Source organism: Klebsiella sp. Q2 (genome assembly GCF_009900705.1).
GTDB classification, from domain to species: Bacteria; Pseudomonadota; Gammaproteobacteria; order Enterobacterales; family Enterobacteriaceae; genus Klebsiella; species Klebsiella quasipneumoniae.
The window spans coordinates 205083-230612 of sequence record NZ_JAAABE010000006.1 but is presented as its reverse complement, the minus strand read 5'-3'; the positions used below and the strand labels follow the sequence as shown (position 1 = coordinate 230612).

Sequence of the window (25530 nt, the reverse complement as noted above, 5' to 3'; positions counted from 1 at the left end):
TCGAACGCCGCAGGGGGACGCTTACTTACTGCTCGTGGCGTTTAAACACCAGTTCGCCTTTCTCCGAAGCCTCCGCATCAAAGAAATAGCCTTCGCTATTAAAGGATTTCAGCTGCTCCGGCTGGGTTAAGCGATTTTCAATAATGTAGCGGCTCATCAGGCCACGGGCTTTCTTGGCATAGAAGCTGATCACTTTGAATTTGCCGTTCTTCTCATCGAGGAAGACCGGCTTGATCAGCTGGCCCTGCAATTTTTGCGTTTTCACCGATTTAAAATACTCATCGGAAGCCAGGTTGATGACGATATCGTCGCCCTGAGCCTGCAGCGCCTGATTCAGCTTCTCGGTAATGGTATCGCCCCAGAACTGGTACAGATCTTTACCGCGCGGGTTTTCCAGACGGATCCCCATCTCCAGGCGGTAGGGCTGCATCAGGTCCAGCGGGCGCAGCACGCCATACAGGCCGGAGAGCATGCGCAGGTGTCGCTGGGCGAAGTCAAAGTCGTCCTCAGTGAGCGTCTCTGCCTGCAGGCCGGTGTAGACATCGCCCTTAAAGGCGAGGATCGCCTGGCGGGCATTTTGCGGCGTGAAGTCAGGGTGCCAGTCGTGGAAACGGGTGGCGTTCAGATCCGCCAGCTTGTCGCTGATGCTCATCAGCTTGCCGATTTGCGGCGCGGTCAGCTGACGGGCGATGCTGATAAGCTCTTGAGAATACTCGAGGAGTTCGGGCTGGGTATAGCGAGTCGTTGCCAGCGGGCTTTGATAATCGAGCGTTTTAGCAGGTGAAATCAGAATCAGCATATCCAGTCCTTGCAGGTATTTTCGACGAATTTTAACAAAAAAAGTGCATGGTGGGATCGATAGCTGCGATTGCCACGCTATTCGCGCGGCAGTTCATTCCACGCGCCCGGGGCCAGCTGCTGGTGAATTTCGGGATAGCGCGACGCATCAAAAGTGGGCTGGATGCCTAACTGGCGCTGACGCAGATAATCACTGGCGATAATCCGCACCGTCGGGGAGAGCAGCAGGATGGCCGTCAGGTTGGTCATCGCCATCAGCGCCATGATGATATCCGCGCTCTGCCAGACGACCGGCAGGCTAACCAGGGTCCCCAACAGCACCATCAGGACGGTGAGTATCCGCAGACCCCAGATATAACGCGGCTTATCCAGATGCAGAAAGATCAGATTATTTTCCGCATACACGTAGTTGGCCACGATAGAGCTAAAAGCGAACAGTAGCACGATGAGGGCGATAAAATCCGCTCCCCAGCCGCCGACCAGCACGCTCATCGCGTGTTGCAAGTCCTGAATACCATTGAGCGTATATTCATTGTCGGGCCGCGGCGCCAGCATGACGATAATCGCGCTGGCGGTACAGATCACGATGGTATCGATAAACACGCCAATCATCTGCACGATACCCTGCGCCGCCGGGTGTGGCGGCCATGAGGCGGCGGCTGCGGCGGCGTTAGGCGAAGAGCCCATCCCTGCTTCATTGGAGAACATGCCGCGCTGAAAGCCGCTGGTCAGCGCCTGACTGATGGTGTAGCCCACCGCGCCGGCGGCGGCTTCCTGCCAGCCGAAGGCGCAGCGAAAGATGGTGGCGAAAATCGTCGGCAGGGCGGTGATATGCCACAGGCCGATAAGCAGGCTGGTGGCGATCCATAGCAGCGCCATGATGGGCACTATCCACTGCATCAGGCGCGCCACGCCGCGTAAACCGCGGAGGATGGCCAGCAGAACGAAAACGGCCAGCACGCCGCCGCTGACCGCCGCCGGCAGATCGAACGCATAGCGCAGGGCATGGGCCACGGAGTTAGCCTGCACGGTATTGAAGATAAAACCATAGGCCAGCAGCAGGAGGATCGAAAACAGCACGCCCATCCAGCGCATGCCGAGCCCGCGCGCCATATACCAGGCCGGGCCGCCGCGAAACTGGCCGCGGCTATCGCGTTCTTTATACAACTGGGCAAGGGAACATTCGGCGAAGCTGCTGGCCATGCCGAGCAGGGCGGAGACCCACATCCAGAATACCGCTCCAGGTCCGCCGGCGGCGATGGCCAGCGTGACGCCGGCAAGATTACCGCTGCCAACCCGGGCGGCAAGACTGGTACATAACGCCTGAAAAGAGGTTAAACCGCCCGGCTGCGGGTGCACGCTTTTTTTCAGACTGCGGCTAAATTTGCGCACGTAACGGAACTGAATACCCCGGGTTTGCCAGCTAAACCAGATGCCGGCGCCCAGTAGCAGATAAATCATCACTGAGCCCCAGAGTATTTCATTGATAAATGAGAGAAAATCAGGCATTAAACATCCTCTTGTCCATGCCGGCACGCCAGTGTAAGCGTTACCAATTAAGTGACAATCCTTGCGCTTTCAGCAAATTAATCTGCATAGTTTATCACACTCTGCGCTCTTCTCTCGTCGGCGGTTGCGCTGACCCGGCAGCGTGTTATCATCTGGGCAGACCGGTTACATCCCCTTAACTGCTGTTTAAGAGAAATATATCATGACGGATAAATTAACTTCTCTGCGTCAGTACACCACTGTCGTCGCTGACACCGGAGATATTGCGGCAATGAAGCTGTATCAGCCTCAGGATGCCACCACCAACCCTTCCCTGATCCTCGGCGCGGCTCAGATCCCTGAGTACCGTAAGCTGATTGACGACGCTGTGGCCTGGGCTCGTAGTCAGAGCAGCGATCGCGCGCAGCAGATCCTTGATGCTTCCGATAAGCTGGCGGTGAATATCGGTCTCGAAATCCTGAAACTGATCCCGGGCCGTATCTCCACCGAAGTGGATGCACGTCTCTCCTACGACACCGAAGCGTCTATCGCCAAAGCTAAGCGCATCATCAAGCTGTATAACGACGCGGGCATCAGCAACGATCGTATTCTGATCAAGCTGGCTTCCACCTGGCAGGGCATTCGCGCCGCTGAGCAGCTGGAAAAAGAAGGCATCAACTGCAACCTGACCCTGCTGTTCTCCTTCGCTCAGGCTCGTGCTTGCGCCGAAGCGGGCGTCTTCCTGATTTCGCCGTTCGTTGGTCGTATCCTCGACTGGTACAAAGCCAACACCGACAAGAAAGAGTACGCGCCGGCAGAAGATCCGGGCGTGGTTTCCGTCAGCGAAATCTACGAGTACTACAAGCAGCACGGTTATGAAACCGTAGTGATGGGCGCTAGCTTCCGTAACGTTGGTGAAATTCTCGAACTGGCTGGCTGTGACCGCCTGACCATCGCGCCAGCGCTGCTGAAAGAGCTGTCCGAGAGCGAAGGGGCCGTTGAGCGTAAACTGGTGTACACCGGTGAAGTGAAAGCACGTCCGGAGCGTATTACCGAATCTGAATTCCTGTGGCAGCATAACCAGGATCCGATGGCGGTAGACAAACTGGCGGAAGGTATCCGTAAGTTTGCGATCGACCAGGAAAAACTGGAAAAAATGATTGGCGAACTGCTGTAATCCCGCAGGTGGCCGACGCCCGTCGGCCACATTACACTGTCTGTCCCGCCAGCAGCAGTGTATCATTTCGTTTAACGCTACAGTTTGAACGGAATAACCATGAATACCTTACGAATCGGCTTAGTTTCCATTTCCGATCGCGCCTCCAGCGGCGTCTATCAGGACAAAGGCATCCCGGCACTGGAAGAGTGGCTGGCGCGTGCCCTCACCACCCCTTTTGAACTGCAGACTCGCCTGATTCCGGATGAGCAGGTCATTATTGAGCAAACGCTGTGCGAACTGGTTGACGAGATGGGGTGCCACCTGGTGCTGACCACCGGCGGAACCGGCCCTGCGCGTCGCGATGTGACGCCCGACGCCACGCTGGCGATTGCCGATCGCGAGATGCCGGGCTTCGGCGAGCAAATGCGCCAGGTTAGCCTACACTTTGTGCCGACGGCGATCCTTTCCCGGCAGGTCGGGGTGATCCGCAAGCAGGCGCTGATCCTCAATCTACCAGGACAACCGAAAGCGATTCAGGAGACCCTGGAAGGGGTGAAAGATGCTGACGGCAACGTGCTGGTGCACGGTATTTTCGCAAGTGTACCTTATTGTGTACAGTTGCTGGAGGGGCCTTATGTGGAAACCGATGGCCGTGTGGTAGAAGCATTTCGTCCAAAAAGCGCCAGACGCGAAACTTTATCCTGAATTTGATGCATTTGTGACATAACCTGTATCGCTGATGGTGTGCCGTTTTATTTACGATATAGTGCTGTTTACTTTACACACTATAAAATACGCTGCACACCTCAGGATGAAATCGCGTTATGTCATATGCAAACCGACCGCTCAACCGCCAGGATTATAAAACGCTAACGCTGGCCGCCCTTGGCGGCGCGCTGGAGTTTTATGACTTTATCATCTTCGTTTTCTTCGCCGCCGTCGTCGGCGAGCTCTTCTTCCCCGCGGATATTCCGGAATGGCTGCGCCAGGTACAGACCTTTGGCATTTTCGCCGCCGGTTACCTGGCGCGTCCGCTGGGGGGGATCATCATGGCCCACTTTGGCGATCTGGTAGGGCGTAAGAAAATGTTTACCCTCAGCATTCTGCTGATGGCGGTGCCGACCCTGGCGATTGGTCTGCTGCCGACCTACAGCTCGGTGGGTATCGTCGCGCCGCTGATGTTGCTGCTGATGCGTATTCTGCAGGGGGCGGCGATCGGCGGCGAGGTGCCTGGCGCCTGGGTGTTTGTCGCCGAGCATGTTCCGGAAAAACGCATTGGTATCGCCTGCGGCACGCTGACGGCCGGCCTGACCGTAGGCATCCTGCTGGGATCGGTGGTGGCGACGCTTATCAACACCAGCCTGACGCCGCAGGGGATCCACGACGGCGGCTGGCGGATCCCCTTCCTGCTGGGGGGTGTATTTGGCCTGGTGGCGATGTATCTGCGCCGCTGGCTGCAGGAGACGCCGATTTTTCTTGAGATGCAGCAGCGCAAAGCGCTGGCGCAGGAACTGCCGGTAAAGGCGGTCGTCCTCAAGCACCAGAAGGCGGTGGCGGTCTCTATGCTGCTGACCTGGCTGCTGTCGGCAGGCGTGGTGGTGGTGATCCTGATGTCGCCGGTCTGGCTGCAGAAACACTATGGCTTCGCCCCGGCGATGACCCTGCAGGCCAACAGCATTGCCACGATTATGTTGTGCATCGGCTGTCTGCTCGCCGGGCTGGCGGCGGACCGCTTCGGCGCCAGCCGCACCTTTATCGTCGGCAGCCTGCTGCTGGCGGTTGCCAGCTGGGCATTTTATCACCTGTCCGGCGCCAGCCCGCAGCGGCTGTTTCTGCTGTACGGTACGGTGGGACTCTGCGTGGGCGTGGTGGGGGCGGTGCCTTATGTCATGGTGCGGGCCTTCCCGGCGGAAGTGCGCTTCACCGGCATTTCCTTTTCCTACAATCTGTCGTACGCGATTTTTGGCGGCCTGACGCCGATTGCCGTCACGATGCTGATGGGGGTGTCGCCGATGGCCCCGGCCTGGTATGTGCTGGCCTTGTCGCTGATGGGCTTGGGATTAGGTATCTGGCTGCGTCAGGGGCTGACGGCTGCGAGGTTGCCGGAAGGGGAGCTGCAGCGCTAAGCAGGGTTTACCGATGATGACCAGCCGCCGCCCTGTCACAGGGCGGCGGCGGAAGATTAACGCGGTTCGCCGATCGGCAACACGGTGCGGCCGAACTGCTCGTTCAGCACTTCGCCCATCGCCAGGTAAATGGCGCTGGCGCCGCAGATCAGGCCGATCCAGCCGGCTACTTTCACGATGCCTTCGTTATCTACCAGATGCCCAATCGCCAGCAGCGCGAACAGCACCGTCAGGCTCAGGAACACGAGCTGCAGCATACGTGCGGCTTTCAGCGTGCCGAAGAACATGAACAACGTAAAAATACCCCACAGGCCGAGATACATGCCGAGGAAGTGCGCGTTCGGCGCATCAGCCAGGCCCATTTTCGGCAGCAGAAGGATAGCAACCAGCGTCAGCCAGAAGCTGCCGTAGGAGGTAAAAGCGGTCAAGCCAAAGGTGTTGCCTTTTTTGTATTCCAGCAGGCCGGCAAAAATTTGCGCAATGCCACCGTAAAAAATGCCCATCGCCAGGATAGCTACATCGAATGCGAAGAGGCCGCTATTCGCCAGGTTAAGCAGAATAGTGGTCATGCCGAAGCCCATAAGGCCCAGCGGTGCCGGATTAGCCAACTTAGTGTTGCCCATAATTCCTCAAAATTATCATTAAAAGGGAAGCATTACCCCGCGACTTGGCGGCGGGGCGCGGCATAATAATGAGGCGCGTAAAGGCTGTCTATGATCTGGCGGGGTATTTTTCACCAATTTCAGTTGCGCCCGGCGACGAGTGGAGCATTTGTCGTAAACAGGCAATTTGCAGGACCGCGGGGATGGTGACCCGATAAGCGCTGCCGCTCACCGCTTTCACGCTGTTCAGCGCGGCGCCAAGCGGCCCCCCCAGCCCGGCGCCGCGTACCAGGCCATGACCGATGACGCTCACGGCGGCGTGCGTGCGCAGGATGGCGGTTAACCGCTCATCCAGTAGCAGGGCAACGCCTTCACTCAGCTTGCGGCGTCTCAACAGATGGGGCAGCAGGCTTTCCAGCTCAAGACTCCGGCACTCCACCGCGGCGAGAAACTGCGTTTTTTGTTCCGCATCCAGCTTATTCCAGCTGTGCTGCAGAAAATGCGTCAACAACTGTTGCTCGATCTGCGGCGTCGTCATCTGTTTATCGACCTTTGCCTTCAGCCTCTTACACACATCCAGCAGGATGGCGCGATAAAATTTGCCATGGCGGCGCAGCGTATTGGCGATGCTGTCGCCGCCGAAATGCTGTAGCTCGCCGGCGATCAACTGCCAGTTGCGGCGATAGCGCTCCGGGTGGCCCTCCATAGACAGAAAGGTTTCGTTGCGCAGCAGCGTACTGGAGAGACGGGGTTTGCCATTTTCCCCGTGGGTCAGAATACGGGTAAACGCTTCCAGATGCGCCTCGCTGCACTCAGGCAGAAAGGCGAGATCGTCATCATCCAGATAATTAATACGCATAACGTTTTCTCTCGGGCAGGGGACGACGTTAGTCGTCGCCGATAATTTTCAGTGAGGCCATATCTGAGGAGTTGACCGTCTGGCCGGAGAAGGCGATTTTTTTTACACAGCGCTTGTTGTCGTTATCGCTGTTGAGGGTGATCCAGCCGGTGGTGTTGCCCTCTTTGATCCCGGCGGGCACGTTCAGCGTGTGGCTGGCGCCGTGGCTGGCCTTAAAGTAGACGGTTGCTCCGGAGAGCTGTATATCGCCGCGCTCGGCGCTGAGCTGAATACGTTTGACCACCCGGCAGACGGGGAGCTTCAGCGTCAGATCGTTGGTCTCATTGCGCGGCATGGCGATCACGCCGAGGATCTTATGGTCGTTGGCGGCCGCCGAGGTGATAACTGACACGCTAAGGATAAGCCCCGCTGAAAGCCGGAATAGTGATTTCATTAATCTGTCCCCTGAATAAGTAAAGTGCGAGGGCGGGGATCTTATCACTGCGAAAACGGGGCTTTTAGCGCACAAGTATTGCGTTTTATGTCAATGATATTATGAATATATTTGGTTATTTTATTCGTTATTTATATGGATGTTTCGCCATCTTTTTTGCCGCCCGGCAACATCGTTTGCTGAGCCATCGGCGACAGGGGGCGAGGGCGTCGGCTGGTACCCGGCAAAAAATTTTTCTACTTGCCCCTTGATGCCGGAGTGGGCGACCCCATCTTGTAGTCAACCGCAGTGAAGAACCTGAAAAAAAATGATGTCTGGGCAGTTGAAACCGCAGGTTTTGCCCTTATTACAGGTTCACAACCACATGTTGATCGAATTTTTAGTGGAGACGTTTAGATGGGTAAAATTATTGGTATCGACCTGGGTACTACCAACTCTTGTGTAGCGATTATGGATGGCACTACTGCACGCGTGCTGGAGAACGCCGAAGGCGATCGCACCACGCCTTCTATCATTGCCTATACCCAGGATGGTGAAACTCTGGTTGGTCAGCCGGCTAAACGTCAGGCAGTGACAAACCCGCAAAACACCCTGTTTGCGATTAAACGCCTGATTGGCCGACGCTTCCAGGACGAAGAAGTTCAGCGTGACGTTTCTATCATGCCATACAAAATTGTTGCCGCAGACAATGGCGACGCATGGCTGGATGTGAAAGGCACCAAAACGGCACCGCCGCAGATCTCTGCTGAAGTGCTGAAAAAAATGAAGAAAACGGCTGAAGATTACCTGGGTGAACCGGTAACTGAAGCGGTTATCACCGTACCGGCTTACTTCAACGATGCGCAACGTCAGGCCACCAAAGATGCTGGCCGTATCGCCGGTCTGGAAGTCAAACGTATCATCAACGAACCGACCGCGGCCGCGCTGGCGTACGGTCTGGATAAAGAAGTGGGCAACCGTACTATCGCGGTTTACGACCTCGGTGGTGGTACTTTCGATATCTCTATTATCGAAATCGACGAAGTGGATGGCGAAAAAACCTTCGAAGTACTGGCGACCAACGGTGACACCCACCTGGGCGGCGAAGACTTCGATACCCGTCTGATCAACTACCTCGTTGATGAATTTAAGAAAGATCAGGGCATTGACCTGCGCAACGACCCGCTGGCGATGCAGCGTCTGAAAGAAGCCGCTGAGAAAGCGAAGATTGAACTGTCTTCTGCTCAGCAGACCGACGTTAACCTGCCGTACATCACTGCAGATGCGACCGGTCCGAAACACATGAACATCAAAGTGACTCGCGCGAAACTGGAAAGCCTGGTAGAAGACCTGGTTAACCGTTCCATCGAGCCGCTGAAAGTAGCCCTGCAGGATGCCGGTCTGTCCGTTTCCGATATCAACGACGTGATCCTCGTTGGTGGTCAGACTCGTATGCCGATGGTGCAGAAGAAAGTGGCCGAGTTCTTTGGTAAAGAACCGCGTAAAGACGTTAACCCGGATGAAGCCGTGGCGATCGGTGCTGCCGTTCAGGGCGGTGTACTGACTGGTGATGTGAAAGACGTTCTGCTGCTCGACGTGACCCCGCTGTCGCTGGGTATCGAAACCATGGGCGGCGTGATGACTGCGCTGATCAGCAAAAACACCACCATCCCGACCAAGCATAGCCAGGTGTTCTCTACCGCTGAAGACAACCAGTCTGCGGTCACCATCCATGTGCTGCAGGGTGAGCGTAAACGCGCGTCTGATAACAAATCTCTGGGTCAGTTCAACCTGGATGGTATCAACCCGGCGCCGCGCGGCATGCCGCAGATCGAAGTGACCTTTGACATCGATGCTGACGGTATCCTGCACGTCTCCGCGAAAGACAAAAACAGCGGTAAAGAGCAGAAGATCACCATCAAAGCGTCTTCCGGTCTGAATGAAGAAGAAATTCAGAAAATGGTTCGCGAAGCGGAAGCTAACGCCGAATCTGACCGTAAGTTCGAAGAGCTGGTACAGACCCGCAACCAGGGCGACCATCTGCTGCACAGCACTCGCAAGCAGGTTGAAGAAGCAGGCGATAAACTGCCGGCTGACGACAAAACTGCCATCGAGTCTGCGCTGACCGCGCTGGAAACTTCGCTGAAAGGTGAAGACAAAGCGGACATCGAAGCGAAAATGCAGGCGCTGGCGCAGGCTTCCCAGAAGCTGATGGAAATCGCCCAGCAGCAGCATGCTCAGCAGCAGGCGGGTTCCGCTGACGCTCAGGCGAGCAACGCGAAAGACGACGATGTTGTCGACGCTGAGTTCGAAGAAGTGAAAGATAAAAAATAATCGCCCTTTGAACGGGTAAAACACTGGCACGGGCGAAGAGGTTTCCTCTCCGCCCGTGCACGCATGTTAAGGGGCTGAAAAACACCGATGGCAAAGCAAGATTACTACGAGATTTTAGGCGTCTCCAAAACAGCGGAAGAGCGTGAAATCAAAAAGGCTTATAAGCGCCTGGCCATGAAGTATCACCCGGACCGCAACCAGGGTGATAAAGAGGCCGAAGCCAAATTTAAAGAAATCAAAGAAGCGTATGAAATCCTGACTGATGCCCAGAAGCGTGCGGCCTACGATCAGTACGGCCACGCGGCCTTTGAACAGGGCGGCATGGGCGGCGGCGGCGGTTTTGGCGGCGGTGCGGACTTCAGCGATATCTTTGGCGATGTTTTCGGCGATATCTTTGGCGGCGGACGTGGCCGGCAGCGCGCGGCGCGCGGCGCCGATCTCCGTTACAACATGGAGCTGACGCTGGAAGAAGCGGTACGTGGCGTCACCAAAGAGATCCGTATTCCGACGCTGGAAGAGTGCGACGTCTGCCACGGCAGCGGCGCCAAAGCAGGCAGCAAACCGCAAACCTGTCCGACCTGTCATGGCGCAGGCCAGGTACAGATGCGTCAGGGCTTCTTTGCGGTACAGCAGACCTGTCCGCACTGTCAGGGACGCGGTACGCTGATTAAAGATCCGTGCAATAAATGTCATGGTCACGGCCGCGTTGAGAAGACCAAAACCCTGTCGGTTAAAATCCCGGCGGGCGTGGATACCGGAGACCGGATCCGTCTGGCGGGCGAAGGTGAAGCCGGCGAGCATGGCGCACCGGCAGGCGATCTGTACGTTCAGGTCCAGGTGAAGCAGCACGCTATCTTTGAGCGTGAAGGCAACAACCTGTACTGCGAAGTGCCGATCAACTTCACCATGGCTGCGCTGGGCGGCGAGATTGAGGTCCCGACGCTCGACGGCCGCGTCAATCTCAAGATTCCGGGCGAAACCCAGACCGGCAAACTGTTCCGCATGCGCGGCAAAGGCGTGAAATCCGTTCGCGGCGGCGCGCAGGGCGATCTGCTGTGCCGGGTGGTGGTGGAGACGCCGGTGGGGCTGAACGAGAAGCAGAAGCAGCTGCTGAAAGAGCTACAGGAAAGCTTCGGCGGCCCGACCGGGGAAAACAACAGCCCGCGTTCGAAAAGCTTCTTTGACGGTGTGAAGAAGTTCTTCGACGATTTGACCCGCTAATTCCGCTTTCGCTGACTCCTGGCCCGGGCCTTTGCTGCCCGGGCTTTTTTTGTCTTATCGCTCCTCTTTTATTCGTAAAAATCGAATGTTTGCTCAACTTAAATCTGATTTTTTCGAGTTATCAGTTTGTGTATTATGCTTTTATCGAGTTATTCACCAACAGGATGAAAGTAAAAGTGAAACATCTGCAACGATTCTTCAGTAGCGATGCTTCCGGCGGCATTGTCTTAATCATCGCCGCGGTGCTGGCGATGGTCATGGCCAATACCAGCGTGACCAGCGGTCTGTATCACTCCTTCCTTGATACGCCTGTACAGCTGCGGGTGGGGGCGCTGGAGATCAACAAGAATATGCTGCTCTGGATCAATGATGCCCTGATGGCGGTGTTCTTCTTGCTGATTGGCCTGGAGGTCAAACGCGAGCTGATTCAGGGCTCGCTGGCGAGTCGTCGTCAGGCGGTCTTTCCAGTGATTGCCGCGCTCGGCGGGATGATCGTCCCGGCGCTGGTCTATCTGGCCTTTAACGCTCAGGATCCTGTCGCCAGAGAGGGATGGGCGATCCCGGCAGCGACGGATATTGCCTTTGCCCTCGGCGTGCTGGCGCTGTTAGGCAGCCGCGTCCCGACGGCGCTAAAGATTTTCCTGATGGCGCTGGCGATCATTGATGACCTGGGGGCTATCGTGATTATCGCGCTGTTTTATACCCACGACCTGTCAATGCTCTCGCTGGGCGTGGCGGCGGCGGCGATTGCGGTGCTGGTGGCCCTGAATCTGAGCGGCGTGCGGCGCACTGGGATCTATATTCTGGTCGGCGCGGTGCTGTGGACGGCGGTGCTGAAGTCCGGCGTTCACGCGACGCTTGCCGGAGTCATCGTCGGCTTTATGATTCCGTTACAGGAAAAGCAGGGTAAATCCCCGGCCAAAGCGCTTGAGCATGTCCTGCACCCGTGGGTCGCGTTTATGATCCTACCGCTGTTTGCCTTTGCCAACGCGGGTGTCTCGTTGCAGGGGGTCACACTTGATGGACTGACGTCGCTGCTGCCTCTGGGCATCATGGCCGGCCTGTTTATCGGTAAGCCGCTGGGGATCAGCCTGTTCTGCTGGCTGGCCCTGAAGCTGAAGTGGGCCTCGCTGCCGGAGGGGACCACCTGCGGGCAGATTATGGCGGTGGGTATCCTGTGCGGGATTGGCTTTACGATGTCGATTTTTATCGCCAGTCTCGCCTTTGGCAACGTGGATCCCGCGTTGATCAACTGGGCCAAGCTTGGCATCTTGATCGGCTCAGTGTTATCGGCCGTCACCGGATACCTCATACTGCGTCAGCGCGCGACGGATACTCGCCTCGCGGTATAACCTTTCTGCGGAGGGCCTCTCCGGCCCTCCAGGACATTATCAGGGAGAGAAGCATGTCACATATCAACTACAACCATCTGTACTACTTCTGGCACGTCTATAAAGAAGGGTCTGTCGTGGGCGCGGCGGAGGCGCTGTTTCTGACGCCGCAGACCATTACCGGGCAGATCAAAGCGCTGGAGGAGCGTCTGCAGGGTAAATTATTCAAGCGCAAGGGAAGAGGGCTGGAGCCGAGCGAGCTCGGGGAGTTGGTCTTCCGCTATGCCGACCGGATGTTTACCCTGAGCCAGGAGATGCTCGACATCGTCAACTATCGCAAAGAGTCTAATCTGCTGTTTGACGTCGGCGTGGCCGATGCGCTCTCGAAGCGGCTGGTCAGCGGCGTGCTGGATGCCGCCGTTGTCGAAAGCGAGCAGATTCATCTGCGCTGTTTTGAATCCACCCATGAGCTGCTGCTGGAGCAGTTGAGCCAGCATAAGCTTGATATGATTATCTCTGACTGCCCGATCGACTCGACGCAGCAGGAAGGGCTGTTTTCGGTGAAGATTGGCGAGTGTAGCGTCAGCTTCTGGTGTATGAACCCGGCGCCGACGAAGCCGTTCCCGGCTTGTCTCGAAGAGCGACGGCTGCTAATCCCCGGCCGACGATCGATGCTGGGACGTAAGCTGCTGAACTGGATTAATGTGCAGGGGCTGAAGGTGGAGATTCTCGGCGAGTTTGACGACGCGGCGCTCATGAAAGCCTTTGGCGCTGCGCATAATGCGATATTTGTCGCGCCGACGCTCTACGCGCATGATTTCTATCATGATGAATCGATTGTCGAAATTGGCCGCATGGATAGCGTGATGGAGGAGTATCACGCTATTTTCGCCGAACGGATGATTCAGCATCCGGCGGTACAGCGCATCTGCAATCGCGATTATTCGTCGCTGTTTACTGAACCCAGATAGCCGGAAAGCGTGGCTGGCGTGGCTCAGGTCGCGCCAGGGCGGGGAAGATGACAGGCATAAAAAAACCCGCTTTCGCGGGTTTTTTCACAAAGCGACAACAAGCAGCGATTAAGCCAGTTTGTTGATCTGAGCGGTCAGGTTAGCCTTATGACGCGCAGCTTTGTTTTTGTGGATCAGACCTTTAGCAGCCTGACGGTCCACGATCGGTTGCATTTCGTTAAATGCTTTTTGTGCAGCAGCTTTGTCGCCAGCTTCGATAGCTGCGTATACTTTCTTGATGAAAGTACGCATCATAGAGCGACGGCTAGCGTTGTGCTTGCGAGCCTTTTCAGACTGAACGGCGCGCTTCTTAGCTGATTTGATATTAGCCAAGGTCCAACTCCCAAATGTGTTCTATATGGACAATTCAAAGGCCGAGGAATATGCCCGTTTAGCCTTCTTTTGTCAATGGATTTGTGCAAATAAGCGCCGTTTAACACCACAGCGCTTCATTACGTAGTGATGGCGCAAGATTCTACCAGCTTGTTGCAGGCGAATACAGCTTTTCCACCATAAAAATCGCCGGGGGCGGGCGGTTTTCCCGCTTACCCGCGCTGAGTGAATGAATTCCTGAGAACTTTCGTTGCCGAGGAGCAATCGCTGGTTAACGTTGACAGTTGTACAAGGTATACTCGGACGATTTTCACTGTTTTGAGCCAGACATGAAGCTGATACGCGGCATACATAATCTCAGTCAGGCCCCGCACGGGTGCGTGCTGACCATTGGCAATTTTGACGGCGTGCATCGTGGGCATCAGGCGCTGCTGCAGCGATTGCGCGAAGAGGGCCGCCAGCGCGGTTTACCGGTGGTGGTGATGATTTTCGAACCCCAGCCGCTCGAGCTTTTTGCCGCCGATAAAGCCCCGGCGCGGTTGACCCGCCTGCGTGAAAAGCTGAGCTATCTGGCTGAAAGCGGGGTCGACTATGTGCTGTGCGTTCGCTTCGACCGCCGGTTCGCCGCGCTGACGGCGCAGGATTTTATCAGTGAACTGCTGGTGCGCCGCCTGGGCGTGCAGTTCCTTGCCGTCGGTGACGATTTCCGCTTTGGCGCTGGTCGCCAGGGGGATTTCTTGTTATTACAAAAGGCGGGGGCGGAATACGGCTTCGACGTCACCAGCACCCAAACCTTCTGCGAAGGCGGGGTGCGGATCAGCAGCACGGCGGTGCGTCAGGCGCTGGCCGATGACGATCTTCTTCTTGCGGAGACGCTGCTCGGCCATCCGTTTAGCATTTCCGGACGCGTCGTGCATGGCGACGAACTGGGCCGTACCATAGGTTTTCCGACGGCGAACTTACCGCTGCGTCGTCAGGTTTCCCCGGTTAAAGGGGTCTATGCGGTAGAAGTGACAGGTCTGGGCGACAAACCGATCGCCGGTGTCGCCAATATTGGCACCCGTCCAACGGTAGCGGGCGTGCGTCAGCAGCTCGAAGTGCATCTGTTGGACGTTGTAATGGACCTCTACGGTCGCCATATCAATGTAGTACTGCGTAAAAAGATACGTAATGAGCAGCGGTTTGCGTCTCTGGACGAGCTGAAGGCGCAAATCGCACGTGATGAGTTAACGGCCCGCGAATTATTTGGGCTGACCAGCCAGGCCTGAGCCACTGGTGTTTATCAAACCGAAATACGGAACCGAGAATCTGATGAGTGACTATAAATCGACCCTGAATTTGCCGGAAACAGGGTTCCCTATGCGTGGCGACCTCGCCAAACGCGAACCGGGAATGCTGGCGCGTTGGACCGATGATGACCTGTACGGCATCATTCGTGCAGCCAAAAAAGGCAAAAAAACCTTCATTCTGCATGATGGCCCTCCTTATGCGAATGGCAGCATTCATATTGGTCACTCGGTAAACAAGATTCTGAAAGACATTATCGTTAAGTCCAAAGGACTGACGGGCTATGACTCGCCTTACGTTCCGGGCTGGGACTGCCACGGTCTGCCGATCGAGCTGAAAGTAGAGCAGGAATACGGCAAGCCGGGTGAGAAGTTCACCGCAGCAGAATTCCGCGCCAAGTGCCGCGAATATGCCGCCGAGCAGATCGACGGCCAGCGTAAAGACTTTATTCGCCTCGGCGTGCTGGGCGACTGGTCGCATCCGTACCTGACCATGGACTTCAAAACCGAAGCCAATATCATTCGCGCGCTGGGCAAAATCATCGGCAACGGCCATCTGCATAAAGGCGCCAAGCCGGTGCACTGGTGCGTAGACTGCCGTTCCGCGCTGGCGGAAGCGGAAGTGGAGTATTACGACAAGACTTCCCCATCCATCGACGTGGCGTTCCACGCGGTAGATAAAGCCGCGGTGCTGGCGAAATTCGGCGTCGCCGACGTCAACGGCCCGGTGTCGCTGGTTATCTGGACCACCACTCCGTGGACCCTGCCGGCTAACCGCGCTATCTCCCTGTCGCCGGAGTTCGACTATGCGCTGGTGCAGGTTGACGGTCAGGCGCTGATCCTGGCGAAAGACCTGGTCGAGAGCGTGATGAAGCGCGTTGGCGCGGCCGATTACACCATCCTGGCGGCGGTGAACGGCGCCGAGCTTGAACTGATGCGTTTCCAGCATCCGTTCCTGGATTTCGACGTGCCGGCGATCCTTGGCGACCACGTGACGCTGGATGCCGGTACCGGCGCGGTGCATACCGCCGGCGGCCACGGTCCGGACGACTACACGATCAGCCAGAAATACGGTCTGGAAATCGCTAACCCGGTTGGCCCGGACGGAGCTTATCTGCCAGGCACCTATCCGTCCCTGGACGGTATCAACGTCTTCAAAGCCAACGATATCATCGTTGAGATGCTGCGTGAGCGCGGCGCGCTGCTGCATGTGGAAAAAATGCAGCACAGCTATCCGTGCTGCTGGCGCCACAAGTCGCCGATCATCTTCCGCGCCACCCCGCAGTGGTTCGTGAGCATGGATCAGAAAGGTCTGCGCGCGCAGTCGCTGAAAGAGATCAAAGGCGTGCAGTGGATCCCGGACTGGGGCCAGGCGCGTATCGAATCGATGGTCGCCAACCGTCCTGACTGGTGTATCTCCCGTCAGCGTACCTGGGGCGTGCCGATGTCGCTGTTCGTGCATAAAGAAACCCACGAACTGCACCCGCGTACCCTTGAGTTGATGGAAGAAGTCGCGAAGCGTGTTGAAGTCGACGGCATCCAGGCGTGGTGGGATCTCGATTCCCGCGACATCCTTGGCGATGACGCTGACAGCTACGAGAAAGTGCCGGATACCCTCGACGTCTGGTTTGACTCCGGATCGACCCACTCTTCCGTGGTTGACGTGCGTCCGGAATTCGCCGGTCACGCCGCCGATATGTATCTGGAAGGCTCCGACCAGCATCGTGGCTGGTTCATGTCCTCGCTGATGATTTCCACGGCGATGAAAGGCAAAGCGCCATATCGTCAGGTACTGACCCACGGCTTCACCGTCGATGGTCAGGGGCGCAAAATGTCCAAGTCTATCGGCAACACCGTTAGCCCGCAGGACGTGATGAACAAGTTGGGCGCCGACATCCTGCGACTGTGGGTGGCTTCCACCGACTACACCGGCGAAATGGCGGTCTCTGACGAGATCCTCAAACGCGCCGCGGACAGCTATCGTCGTATCCGTAACACCGCGCGCTTCCTGCTGGCGAACCTGAACGGTTTCGATCCGGCAAAAGACATGGTCAAACCGGAAGAGATGGTGGTGCTGGATCGCTGGGCGGTCGGCTGCGCGCAGGCGGCACAGGAAGATATCCTGAAAGCCTACGAGTCCTACGACTTCCACGAAGTGGTGCAGCGCCTGATGCGCTTCTGCTCCATTGAGATGGGCTCGTTCTACCTCGACATCATCAAAGACCGCCAGTACACCGCTAAGGCGGACAGCGTGGCGCGTCGCAGCTGCCAGACCGCGCTGTTCCACATCGTGGAAGCGCTGGTGCGCTGGATGGCGCCGATCATGTCCTTCACTGCGGACGAAATCTGGGGTTACCTGCCGGGCGAGCGTGAGAAATACGTCTTTACCGGCGAATGGTATCAGGGTCTCTTCGGCCTGGCCGACGACGAAGCGATGAATGACGGCTTCTGGGATGAGCTGCTGAAAGTCCGTGGCGAAGTCAACAAAGTGATCGAGCAGGCGCGTGCGGATAAGAAAGTCGGTGGTTCGCTGGAAGCTGCGGTGACGCTGTATGCTGATGCCGACCTGGCCGCTAAGCTCAACGCACTGGGGGATGAATTGCGATTTGTCCTGTTGACCTCCGGGGCGAACGTCGCAGACTATGCGAGCGCATCTGCTGATGCGCAGCAGAGCGAACTGCTCAAAGGGCTGAAAGTCGCATTGAGTAAAGCTGAAGGTGAGAAATGCCCGCGCTGCTGGCATTACACCACCGATATCGGCAAGGTGGCGGAACACGCGGAAATCTGCGGACGCTGTGTGAGCAACGTCGCCGGTGACGGCGAGCAACGTAAATTCGCCTGATGAGTAAATCGATCTGTTCAACGGGGCTACGCTGGCTGTGGGTGGTCGTAGCCGTGCTGATTATCGATCTGGGCAGCAAATTCCTGATCCTCCAGAACTTCGCTCTGGGGGAGACGGTTCCGCTGTTCCCGTCGCTTAATCTGCATTATGCCCGCAACTATGGCGCGGCCTTTAGCTTCCTCGCCGACAGCGGCGGCTGGCAGCGCTGGTTCTTTTCCGGGATCGCAATCGGCATTTGCGTGGTGCTGACGGTGCTGATGTACCGTTCGAAGGCGACGCAAAAGCTGAACAATATTGCCTACGCCCTGATTATTGGCGGCGCGCTGGGCAACTTGTTCGATCGCCTGTGGCACGGCTTTGTGGTCGATATGATCGACTTCTACGTCGGCGACTGGCACTTCGCCACTTTCAACCTCGCCGATAGCGCTATCTGCATCGGCGCGGCGATGATTGTGCTGGAAGGCTTCCTGCCGAAACCGACCGCAAAAGAGCAGGTGTAAATGTTAATGCCGGGTGGCGCCACGCCTGCCCGGCCTACAGAATGTGTGGTCTCCCGTCGCCCGGTAAGCGTAGCGCCTCCGGGCAACAGGTGACCTAAAACAAGCGAGCAATTTGCATGTCTAAATCCGTACAGAGCAACAGCGCGGTTCTCGTTCACTTCACGCTGAAGCTGGACGATGGATCCACCGCCGAGTCCACCCGTAACAATGGCAAACCGGCGCTGTTTCGCCTCGGCGACACCTCCCTGTCTGAAGGGCTGGAGCAACAGCTTCTTGGTCTGAAAGAGGGCGAGAAAAAGGCCTTTTCGCTGGAGCCTGACGCCGCTTTTGGCGTCCCGAGCCCGGACCTGATTCAGTATTTCTCTCGCCGCGAGTTTATCGACGCCGGCGAGCCGGAGATCGGCGCGATTATGCTCTTTACCGCAATGGATGGCAGCGAAATGCCTGGCGTGATCCGCGAAGTGAACGGCGATTCCATCACCGTCGACTTCAACCATCCGCTGGCCGGGCGCACTGTTCATTTTGATATTGAAGTGCTGGAGATCGATCCGGCGCTGGAGGAGTAACATGCAGATCCTGTTGGCTAACCCGCGCGGCTTTTGCGCTGGCGTTGACCGCGCTATCAGCATTGTAGAAAACGCGCTGACGCTGTACGGCGCGCCGATTTATGTTCGTCATGAAGTGGTGCATAACCGCTATGTGGTGGATAGCCTGCGCAAGCGCGGCGCCATATTTATCGAACAGATCAGCGAAGTACCGGACGGCGCGATCCTGATTTTCTCCGCTCACGGCGTATCGCAGGCGGTACGGAATGAAGCGAAGAGCCGCGACCTGACGGTGTTCGACGCCACCTGTCCGCTGGTGACGAAAGTGCATATGGAAGTCGCCCGCGCCAGCCGCCGTGGCGAAGAGTCGATTCTGATCGGCCATGCCGGACACCCGGAAGTCGAAGGCACTATGGGGCAGTACAATAACCCGCAAGGGGGCATGTACCTGGTCGAGTCGCCGGAAGACGTTCTCAAGCTGGAAGTCAAAAACGACGCCCGGCTGTCGTTTATGACCCAGACCACCCTCTCGGTGGACGATACCTCTGATGTGATTGACGCGCTGCGCGCGCGTTTCCCGAAAATCGTCGGCCCGCGCAAAGACGACATTTGCTATGCCACCACTAACCGTCAGGAAGCGGTGCGCGCGCTGGCGGAGCAGGCTGACGTGGTGCTGGTGGTCGGTTCGAAAAACTCCTCCAACTCTAACCGCCTCGCCGAACTGGCGCAGCGGATGGGTAAGGCAGCCTACCTGATTGACGATGCCTCCGATATTCAGGAAGCCTGGGTCAAGGATGCGGCCTGCGTCGGCGTGACGGCGGGCGCATCGGCGCCGGATATTCTGGTGCAGAACGTCATCACCCGCCTGCAGGAGCTGGGCGGTGGCGAAGCGGTGCCGCTGGAAGGCCGAGAAGAGAATATCGTTTTTGAAGTGCCGAAAGAGCTGCGTGTGGATGTCCGTGAAGTAGAGTAAGTTCTTTCCGCCTGCAATATGAGAAGATGCCAGACTTAACGTCTGGCATTTTTTTTAGGGAGAAACCATGCGCTTACCGATCATTCTTGATACTGACCCGGGCATCGACGACGCTGCCGCCATTGCTGCGGCGCTGTTCGCTCCCGAGCTGGATCTGCAGCTGATGACCACCGTGGCGGGCAATGTCTCGGTGGAGAAGACGACCCGTAACGCGCTGCAGCTGCTGCACTTCTGGCATGCCGATGTGCCGCTGGCGCAGGGCGCTTCGATGCCGCTGGTGCGTCCCCTGCGCGATGCCGCTTCGGTGCATGGCGAATCCGGTATGGAAGGGTATGACTTTGTTGAGCATCAACGTCAGCCGCTGGCGAAGCCGGCCTTCCAGGCGATCCGTGATGCGCTTATGCACGCTGCCGAGCCGATCACTCTGGTGGCGATTGGCCCGCTGACCAATATTGCGCTGCTGCTGACCCAGTATCCGGAATGCGTATTCAACATTCGCCGGCTGGTGATCATGGGCGGCTCGGCGGGCCGCGGCAACTTTACGCCGAATGCCGAATTCAATATTGCCATCGACCCGGAAGCTGCCGCGAAAGTCTTCCACAGCGGGCTGGAGATTGTGATGTGCGGGCTGGACGTCACCAATCGGGCGCTGTTGACGGCGGATTATCTGGCAACCCTGCCGACGCTGAACCAGACCGGTAAAATGCTCCATGCGCTGTTTAGCCACTATCGCAGCGGCAGCATGAGCAGTGGTCTGCGAATGCACGATCTCTGCGCTATCGCATGGCTGGCCCGCCCGGAACTGTTCACTCTGCAGCCATGTTTTGTGGCGGTGGAGACGCAGGGCACCTGGACCGCCGGCACCACGGTGGTGGATATTGAAGGACGACTGGGTCAGCCGGCGAACGCCCAGGTGGCGCTGGATATCGACGTGGAAGGGTTTCAGCGCTGGGCGGCGGAGGTGATTGCCCTGGCGCCGTAATACCCACCCAATCTTCAAGGAGAGAAGCAATGACCTATGGACAGGCGTATTTGAGCGGCTGGAAAGAGACCTTTAATTTTAGCGGCCGGGCCAGCCGACAGCAGTTCTGGACGTTTTTTCTTATCAATCTACTGATCGCCAGTGCGCCGCTGGCCGTCTGGTGTCTGGCAACCCGCCTAGACCCTCGCTACGGCATCCTCAGTTTTGTGGTCATACCCTTTGCGGCGCTGTGGCTGCTGTTGATGGCGATCCCCCTGCTGGCAGTTGGCTGCCGGCGGATGCATGACATCGGCCGCTCCGGGATCTGGTTCGTGCTGGGGGTTATCATTCCGTGGTTTGCGGTTATTTCGCTGGCTCTGTGCTGCCTGCGTTCAGCGCCGGCACCGTCTCGCTAATATAATCAATCATCGCCCGCATTCTGGCGGGCATATGCTTATCTCCCGCCCACAGCAGCCACAGATCGCCGGAATAGCTGCTGATAAATTCCCACTCGGGCAGCACCTGCACAATGTCGCCATTCGCCAGCGCCTCGCGGGCGGTGAACAGCGGCAGGCTGCCGATCCCCAGATGCTGCTTAACCGCGTCGAGGCGCACGGCGGTATGGTTGGCGGCGTACCGCCCGTATGTTTGCACCGTTTCGGTTTTCCCTTCCCGACGGAACTTCCAGCGCGCGTCGGCGGGCGTTTCGCCAAGGCTGATGCAGCTGTGCGCCCGCAGTTCCTGCGGCGTGTGCGGCATACCGTGGCGCTGTAAATAGGCTTCAGTGGCGCAGATAACGTGCGTGACCGGCATCAGCGGTTTGCCATGCAGGCCGGGCGAGGGGGTATCGGTGATGCGTAGCGCCAGATCGATACCGTCATCGATAAAATCCAGAGGGCGATCTTCCAGCCGCAGGCAGACGTCAACCTGCGGGTAACGGTGAAAAAACGCCATCATCAGCGGATGGATCACAAAGCGGCCGATGGCTTTCGGTACGCTGAGCGTCAGCTTTCCCTGGGCGACCGTTTGGCGACTGCCGGCGGAATCCATCGCCTGTCGCGCCGCTTCCAGCATCTGCTGGGCATGCTGGTAAACCGTTTCCCCGGCATCGCTCAGACGCAGCTTGCGAGTGGTACGCTGCAGCAGTTTGCAGCCCATCTCTCGCTCCAGCCGCGACACGCTACGGCTAACCGCGGAAGGGGTAATGCCGCTCTGGCGGGCGACGGCGGAGAAGCTGCCCTGGTCGACGGTCTGTACGAAGAGGGCAAGGTCGGGCAGGAGGTTCAGATTCATTTGTGCTCCTGGAGCAAGAGTGCATTGGCGAATGATGGGATTATCGCTGTCGGTATTAATAATATACTGGGCGAACAGAGAGGAGAATCACTATGACTGAACGGGTTTATTACACCAGCGATGCTACCGACGGGCGCGCCCAGATCATCGCCTGCACTGCAGAAGCGGATGGCCGTTACGCCATCGAACTGGATAGGACGCTGTTTCACCCGCAAGGGGGCGGTCAACCGGCGGATTGCGGCTGGATTGCCGGACAGGCCGTTGAGACGGTGGTTGTGCGCGGCGACAGGGTGCTGCATATTCTGTCGCAACTGCTTCCCCTCGGTGAAGTGGAGATGAAAATTGATGCCTCCGCGAGACAGCTGCATGCTCGTCTGCATTCTGCCGGCCACCTGCTTGGCCTGGCGGGCGAACAGCTTGGCTGGCAACCGGTGAAAGCGCACCACTGGCCCGGCGAAGGGCGGATAACCTTTGCCAGCAGGAATAGCGCCGCGCTGCCGGACGCCAGTGCGCTACTGGCGCTAGTAAAGGCATGGCAGGCGCAGGATTTACCGCGTCAGGTGACGTTCGCTGACGGCATGCGCAAAGTGGGATTCGGCGAGCTGCCCGCCTATCCCTGCGGTGGCACCCACGTCGCCCGTCTGGCGGAGCTGGGCGACATTGTCATTAGTCAGATTAAGATGAAGAAGGGGCAGCTGGTGGTCAGCTACACCCTGGCGTAAGGCTTTCTGCTCTACCAGAAGTATAATGTTTCCATAGCATTTCAATGCTGGTCGGTCGAGTATGCCAGCTTTAGTGCATCTTATTTCTTAATACCGACAGATGACGAAAACGTCGATATATTGCCTCAGAGAGAGCGACTGCACCCGCAAAGCACGCATTTCAGCACAATCGTATAGTTTTTACTGATATCGTCCGCCGTTTGTCATAAATTTCTAATTATCGGCGTTTTTGAGTAGCGGCCCGCTGACGGGCTGGTTACTCTGAAAACAATTTACGTAATGTTAACAAAAGAGAATAGCTATGCATGATGCACAAATCCGCGTGGCCATCGCCGGCGCGGGCGGCCGGATGGGACGCCAGTTAATTCAGGCTGCGCTGCAGATGGATGGAGTGGCGCTGGGCGCGGCGCTGGAGCGCGAAGGGTCCAGCCTGGTGGGCAGCGACGCCGGCGAGCTGGCGGGTGCCGGCAAAGCGGGCGTCACGGTGCAAAGCAGCCTGACGGCGGTAAAAGATGATTTCGACGTGTTGATCGATTTTACCCGCCCGGAAGGCACGCTGAACCATCTGGCGTTTTGCCGCGACCACGGCAAAGGGATGGTCATCGGCACCACCGGTTTTGACGACGCCGGCAAGCAGGCGATTCGCGACGCCGCGCAGGAGATTGCCATTGTCTTCGCCGCTAACTTTAGCGTCGGCGTCAATGTCCTGTTAAAGCTGCTGGAGAAGGCGGCGAAGGTGATGGGCGACTACACCGACATCGAAATTATCGAAGCGCACCATCGGCATAAAGTGGATGCGCCGTCAGGCACCGCGCTGGCGATGGGCGAAGCGATCGCCGGAGCATTGAACAAAGATCTCAAGGACTGCGCGGTCTACAGCCGTGAAGGCCACACTGGCGAACGCGTCCCGGGCACCATTGGCTTCGCCACCGTCCGCGCGGGGGATATCGTCGGGGAGCATACGGCGATGTTTGCTGATATTGGCGAACGTATCGAGATCACCCATAAAGCCTCCAGTCGAATGACCTTTGCTAATGGCGCGGTTCGCTCTGCATTGTGGCTGAAAGGCAAGAAAAGCGGACTTTTTGATATGCGTGACGTGCTTGATCTGAATAGTTTATAACGATTATTACCCATCGTGATGTGGTTATTGCTATCAATAAGTTATTGATGCAAGGGGCAATATTTTGTTGCCCTTTTTTATTTTTGGCCGCTTTAGGTTGTTATTTTTCTGAATGGGCTATAAGTTAGGGTATTGTTCGGTTTTCAAGTGAATGAAATGTAAATTTTGACCATCTGGTCCACTTTTTTGCCGTCCAGCGCCAGATTTTACACTCTTCGCCGTCCGCAAGCGTTTTCTCAGCCAGGTTTGTTGATCTTTTTGGCGTAAAAATCACGTGTTATGCGCCAGTGGCGTAAAATGACATTAAAAATCTCCGCTTTAAGTTGACTTTTATCCGACATCTCTCCAGAATGCCGCCGTTTGCCAAAAATCTGCGGGCAACAGATTTGCATTGATTCAGATCGTGTTTATGAATTAATATGCAAATAAAGTGAGTGGATATTCTCTGGAGGATGTTTTGATTAAGTCAGCGCTATTGGTTCTGGAAGACGGAACCCAGTTTCACGGTCGGGCCATCGGGGCAACCGGCACGGCGGTTGGGGAAGTCGTTTTCAATACTTCAATGACCGGTTATCAAGAAATCCTCACTGATCCTTCCTATTCCCGCCAAATCGTCACTCTTACTTATCCTCATATTGGTAATGTCGGCACCAACGCCGCCGATGAAGAATCTTCTCAGGTACATGCTCAGGGTCTGGTTATTCGCGACCTGCCGCTGATTGCCAGCAACTTCCGCAGTACCGAAGACCTCTCTTCCTATCTGAAGCGCCATAACATCGTGGCGATTGCCGATATCGATACCCGCAAGCTGACGCGTCTGCTGCGTGAGAAAGGGGCGCAGAATGGCTGCATCATCGCGGGCGACAGCCCGGATGCCCAGCTGGCGCTGGAAAAAGCGAAAGCGTTCCCGGGCCTGAACGGCATGGACCTGGCGAAGGAAGTGACCACCGCAGAAACCTACAGCTGGACGCAAGGCAGCTGGACCCTGGCGGGCGACCTGCCGGAAGCGAAAGCGGAAAGCGAGCTGCCGTTCCACGTCGTGGCGTATGACTTCGGCGCGAAACGCAACATCCTGCGCATGCTGGTTGACCGCGGCTGCCGCCTGACGGTGGTGCCGGCGAAGACGTCGGCGGCGGATGTGCTGGCGCTGAATCCGGACGGTATTTTCCTCTCCAACGGCCCAGGCGACCCGGCGCCGTGTGATTACGCTATCGAGGCGATTGAAAAATTCCTCGAGACCGATATTCCGGTGTTTGGCATCTGTCTCGGCCATCAGCTGCTGGCGCTGGCGAGCGGCGCCAAGACCATTAAGATGAAGTTCGGCCACCACGGCGGCAACCACCCGGTGAAAGATATTGATAACAACGTGGTGATGATCACCGCCCAGAACCACGGCTTCGCCGTGGATGAGGCGACGCTGCCGGCCAACCTGCGCGTGACCCACAAGTCGCTGTTCGACGGCACCCTGCAGGGGATCCATCGCACCGACAAGCCGGCGTTCAGCTTCCAGGGGCACCCTGAAGCGAGCCCGGGGCCGCACGATGCCGCGCCGCTGTTCGACCACTTTATCGAGTTAATTGAGCAATACCGTCAGTCCGCGAAATAATCAGGA

The 25530-nt window shown here is 57.1% G+C and carries 24 protein-coding genes; 17 read left to right on the top strand and 7 right to left on the bottom strand.

Annotated elements, in window-relative coordinates:
* Window positions 1-25: 25 nt before the first annotated feature.
* Both yaaA and GT756_RS21610 read right to left on the bottom strand, forming a co-directional pair.
* Window positions 26-799, bottom strand: a complete 774-nt coding sequence (gene yaaA / locus GT756_RS21615) for a peroxide stress protein YaaA (protein WP_009309177.1) — start codon at window positions 797-799, stop codon at window positions 26-28.
* Between the two features lie 77 nt (window positions 800-876).
* On the bottom strand, window positions 877-2307 hold the full coding sequence (locus GT756_RS21610) for a sodium:alanine symporter family protein (protein ID WP_160125056.1): 1431 nt from the start codon (window positions 2305-2307) through the stop codon (window positions 877-879).
* A gap of 202 nt (window positions 2308-2509) precedes the next feature.
* On the opposite strand from GT756_RS21610, the gene tal reads away from it, so the two are divergent.
* From tal to GT756_RS21595, 3 genes are all read left to right on the top strand, one after another.
* On the top strand, window positions 2510-3463 hold the full coding sequence (gene tal, locus GT756_RS21605) for a transaldolase (protein ID WP_004204228.1): 954 nt from the start codon (window positions 2510-2512) through the stop codon (window positions 3461-3463).
* Window positions 3464-3562: 99 nt separating this feature from the next.
* Entirely contained in the window at window positions 3563-4150 is a 588-nt protein-coding gene (gene mog, locus GT756_RS21600; RefSeq protein WP_004204229.1) for a molybdopterin adenylyltransferase, read from the top strand.
* Window positions 4151-4269: 119 nt separating this feature from the next.
* Window positions 4270-5571 carry an MFS transporter gene (locus GT756_RS21595; protein ID WP_160125055.1) on the top strand — a complete coding sequence of 434 codons (1302 nt, stop codon included), beginning with the start codon at window positions 4270-4272 and terminating at the stop codon, window positions 5569-5571.
* Between the two features lie 56 nt (window positions 5572-5627).
* Here the strand turns inward: GT756_RS21595 and satP are convergent, their stop codons facing one another.
* From satP to GT756_RS21580, 3 genes are all read right to left on the bottom strand, one after another.
* Window positions 5628-6194, bottom strand: coding sequence for an acetate uptake transporter (satP, locus tag GT756_RS21590; protein WP_160125054.1), 567 nt, complete (start codon window positions 6192-6194; stop codon window positions 5628-5630).
* Between the two features lie 88 nt (window positions 6195-6282).
* The gene (msyB, locus tag GT756_RS21585) at window positions 6283-7032 is read right to left on the bottom strand and encodes an acidic protein MsyB (protein WP_064795070.1); all 750 of its coding nucleotides are present in this window, start codon (window positions 7030-7032) and stop codon (window positions 6283-6285) included.
* Between the two features lie 28 nt (window positions 7033-7060).
* A complete protein-coding gene (locus GT756_RS21580; RefSeq protein WP_009309180.1) occupies window positions 7061-7465 on the bottom strand; it encodes a DUF2541 family protein in 405 nt (134 codons plus the stop codon).
* 396 nt (window positions 7466-7861) lie between these two features.
* On the opposite strand from GT756_RS21580, the gene dnaK reads away from it, so the two are divergent.
* From dnaK to nhaR, 4 genes are all read left to right on the top strand, one after another.
* Complete coding sequence (dnaK, locus tag GT756_RS21575) at window positions 7862-9778, top strand: molecular chaperone DnaK (protein WP_004204234.1); 1917 nt, start codon at window positions 7862-7864, stop codon at window positions 9776-9778.
* An 87-nt stretch (window positions 9779-9865) separates the two neighbouring features.
* Window positions 9866-10999: a molecular chaperone DnaJ gene (dnaJ, locus tag GT756_RS21570; protein ID WP_002887955.1), complete on the top strand. Its 1134-nt coding sequence runs from the start codon at window positions 9866-9868 to the stop codon at window positions 10997-10999.
* Window positions 11000-11175: 176 nt separating this feature from the next.
* A complete protein-coding gene (nhaA, locus tag GT756_RS21565) occupies window positions 11176-12351 on the top strand; it encodes a Na+/H+ antiporter NhaA (protein WP_017901221.1) in 1176 nt (391 codons plus the stop codon).
* Window positions 12352-12404: 53 nt separating this feature from the next.
* Window positions 12405-13301 carry a transcriptional activator NhaR gene (nhaR, locus tag GT756_RS21560; protein ID WP_002887961.1) on the top strand — a complete coding sequence of 299 codons (897 nt, stop codon included), beginning with the start codon at window positions 12405-12407 and terminating at the stop codon, window positions 13299-13301.
* Between the two features lie 108 nt (window positions 13302-13409).
* Here the strand turns inward: nhaR and rpsT are convergent, their stop codons facing one another.
* Window positions 13410-13673, bottom strand: a complete 264-nt coding sequence (gene rpsT / locus GT756_RS21555; RefSeq protein ID WP_002887965.1) for a 30S ribosomal protein S20 — start codon at window positions 13671-13673, stop codon at window positions 13410-13412.
* A gap of 329 nt (window positions 13674-14002) precedes the next feature.
* Between rpsT and ribF the strand changes: the two genes are divergently transcribed.
* From ribF to GT756_RS21515, 7 genes are all read left to right on the top strand, one after another.
* On the top strand, window positions 14003-14941 hold the full coding sequence (gene ribF, locus GT756_RS21545) for a bifunctional riboflavin kinase/FAD synthetase (RefSeq protein WP_004204236.1): 939 nt from the start codon (window positions 14003-14005) through the stop codon (window positions 14939-14941).
* 43 nt (window positions 14942-14984) lie between these two features.
* A complete protein-coding gene (ileS, locus tag GT756_RS21540) occupies window positions 14985-17801 on the top strand; it encodes an isoleucine--tRNA ligase (RefSeq protein WP_004204238.1) in 2817 nt (938 codons plus the stop codon).
* On the top strand, window positions 17801-18301 hold the full coding sequence (gene lspA, locus GT756_RS21535; RefSeq protein ID WP_017901219.1) for a signal peptidase II: 501 nt from the start codon (window positions 17801-17803) through the stop codon (window positions 18299-18301). The genes ileS and lspA overlap by 1 nt, the downstream gene beginning before the upstream one ends.
* 116 nt (window positions 18302-18417) lie before the next feature.
* On the top strand, window positions 18418-18867 hold the full coding sequence (gene fkpB, locus GT756_RS21530) for an FKBP-type peptidyl-prolyl cis-trans isomerase (protein ID WP_004204241.1): 450 nt from the start codon (window positions 18418-18420) through the stop codon (window positions 18865-18867).
* Between the two features lies 1 nt (window position 18868).
* Entirely contained in the window at window positions 18869-19819 is a 951-nt protein-coding gene (ispH, locus tag GT756_RS21525; RefSeq protein WP_002887979.1) for a 4-hydroxy-3-methylbut-2-enyl diphosphate reductase, read from the top strand.
* A 67-nt stretch (window positions 19820-19886) separates the two neighbouring features.
* Window positions 19887-20801 (top strand): ribonucleoside hydrolase RihC, encoded by a 915-nt coding sequence (gene rihC, locus GT756_RS21520; protein WP_004204242.1) that lies wholly within the window; start codon window positions 19887-19889, stop codon window positions 20799-20801.
* 29 nt (window positions 20802-20830) lie between these two features.
* Window positions 20831-21196, top strand: a complete 366-nt coding sequence (locus GT756_RS21515) for a DUF805 domain-containing protein (RefSeq protein ID WP_023319704.1) — start codon at window positions 20831-20833, stop codon at window positions 21194-21196.
* On the opposite strand, the gene GT756_RS21510 is transcribed toward GT756_RS21515, so the two are convergent.
* On the bottom strand, window positions 21144-22073 hold the full coding sequence (locus tag GT756_RS21510) for a LysR family transcriptional regulator (protein WP_160125053.1): 930 nt from the start codon (window positions 22071-22073) through the stop codon (window positions 21144-21146). The genes GT756_RS21515 and GT756_RS21510 overlap by 53 nt on opposite strands.
* Window positions 22074-22165: 92 nt before the next feature.
* On the opposite strand from GT756_RS21510, the gene GT756_RS21505 reads away from it, so the two are divergent.
* The 3 genes from GT756_RS21505 to carA all read left to right on the top strand — a co-directional run bounded on the left by GT756_RS21505 (window position 22166) and on the right by carA (window position 25524).
* Window positions 22166-22795 carry a hypothetical protein gene (locus GT756_RS21505; protein WP_069603824.1) on the top strand — a complete coding sequence of 210 codons (630 nt, stop codon included), beginning with the start codon at window positions 22166-22168 and terminating at the stop codon, window positions 22793-22795.
* A gap of 301 nt (window positions 22796-23096) precedes the next feature.
* On the top strand, window positions 23097-23918 hold the full coding sequence (dapB, locus tag GT756_RS21500) for a 4-hydroxy-tetrahydrodipicolinate reductase (RefSeq protein WP_004204265.1): 822 nt from the start codon (window positions 23097-23099) through the stop codon (window positions 23916-23918).
* A 457-nt stretch (window positions 23919-24375) separates the two neighbouring features.
* Complete coding sequence (gene carA / locus GT756_RS21495) at window positions 24376-25524, top strand: glutamine-hydrolyzing carbamoyl-phosphate synthase small subunit (protein WP_004212571.1); 1149 nt, start codon at window positions 24376-24378, stop codon at window positions 25522-25524.
* The last annotated feature ends 6 nt before the right edge of the window (window positions 25525-25530 follow it).

What these genes read in the sequence shown, in the direction of transcription:
- ileS (WP_004204238.1), top strand. Translation starts at nt 14,985, where the DNA reads ATGAGTGACTATAAATCGACCCTGAATTTGCCGGAAACAGGGTTCCCT.
- nhaR (WP_002887961.1), top strand. Translation starts at nt 12,405, where the DNA reads ATGTCACATATCAACTACAACCATCTGTACTACTTCTGGCACGTCTAT.
- GT756_RS21515 (WP_023319704.1), top strand. Translation starts at nt 20,831, where the DNA reads ATGACCTATGGACAGGCGTATTTGAGCGGCTGGAAAGAGACCTTTAAT.
- dnaK (WP_004204234.1), top strand. Translation starts at nt 7,862, where the DNA reads ATGGGTAAAATTATTGGTATCGACCTGGGTACTACCAACTCTTGTGTA.
- GT756_RS21580 (WP_009309180.1), bottom strand. Translation starts at nt 7,465, where the DNA reads ATGAAATCACTATTCCGGCTTTCAGCGGGGCTTATCCTTAGCGTGTCA.
- fkpB (WP_004204241.1), top strand. Translation starts at nt 18,418, where the DNA reads ATGTCTAAATCCGTACAGAGCAACAGCGCGGTTCTCGTTCACTTCACG.
- ispH (WP_002887979.1), top strand. Translation starts at nt 18,869, where the DNA reads ATGCAGATCCTGTTGGCTAACCCGCGCGGCTTTTGCGCTGGCGTTGAC.
- satP (WP_160125054.1), bottom strand. Translation starts at nt 6,194, where the DNA reads ATGGGCAACACTAAGTTGGCTAATCCGGCACCGCTGGGCCTTATGGGC.
- mog (WP_004204229.1), top strand. Translation starts at nt 3,563, where the DNA reads ATGAATACCTTACGAATCGGCTTAGTTTCCATTTCCGATCGCGCCTCC.
- GT756_RS21510 (WP_160125053.1), bottom strand. Translation starts at nt 22,073, where the DNA reads ATGAATCTGAACCTCCTGCCCGACCTTGCCCTCTTCGTACAGACCGTC.
- dnaJ (WP_002887955.1), top strand. Translation starts at nt 9,866, where the DNA reads ATGGCAAAGCAAGATTACTACGAGATTTTAGGCGTCTCCAAAACAGCG.
- rihC (WP_004204242.1), top strand. Translation starts at nt 19,887, where the DNA reads ATGCGCTTACCGATCATTCTTGATACTGACCCGGGCATCGACGACGCT.
- tal (WP_004204228.1), top strand. Translation starts at nt 2,510, where the DNA reads ATGACGGATAAATTAACTTCTCTGCGTCAGTACACCACTGTCGTCGCT.
- GT756_RS21610 (WP_160125056.1), bottom strand. Translation starts at nt 2,307, where the DNA reads ATGCCTGATTTTCTCTCATTTATCAATGAAATACTCTGGGGCTCAGTG.
- yaaA (WP_009309177.1), bottom strand. Translation starts at nt 799, where the DNA reads ATGCTGATTCTGATTTCACCTGCTAAAACGCTCGATTATCAAAGCCCG.
- msyB (WP_064795070.1), bottom strand. Translation starts at nt 7,032, where the DNA reads ATGCGTATTAATTATCTGGATGATGACGATCTCGCCTTTCTGCCTGAG.
- ribF (WP_004204236.1), top strand. Translation starts at nt 14,003, where the DNA reads ATGAAGCTGATACGCGGCATACATAATCTCAGTCAGGCCCCGCACGGG.
- GT756_RS21595 (WP_160125055.1), top strand. Translation starts at nt 4,270, where the DNA reads ATGTCATATGCAAACCGACCGCTCAACCGCCAGGATTATAAAACGCTA.
- GT756_RS21505 (WP_069603824.1), top strand. Translation starts at nt 22,166, where the DNA reads ATGACTGAACGGGTTTATTACACCAGCGATGCTACCGACGGGCGCGCC.
- lspA (WP_017901219.1), top strand. Translation starts at nt 17,801, where the DNA reads ATGAGTAAATCGATCTGTTCAACGGGGCTACGCTGGCTGTGGGTGGTC.
- dapB (WP_004204265.1), top strand. Translation starts at nt 23,097, where the DNA reads ATGCATGATGCACAAATCCGCGTGGCCATCGCCGGCGCGGGCGGCCGG.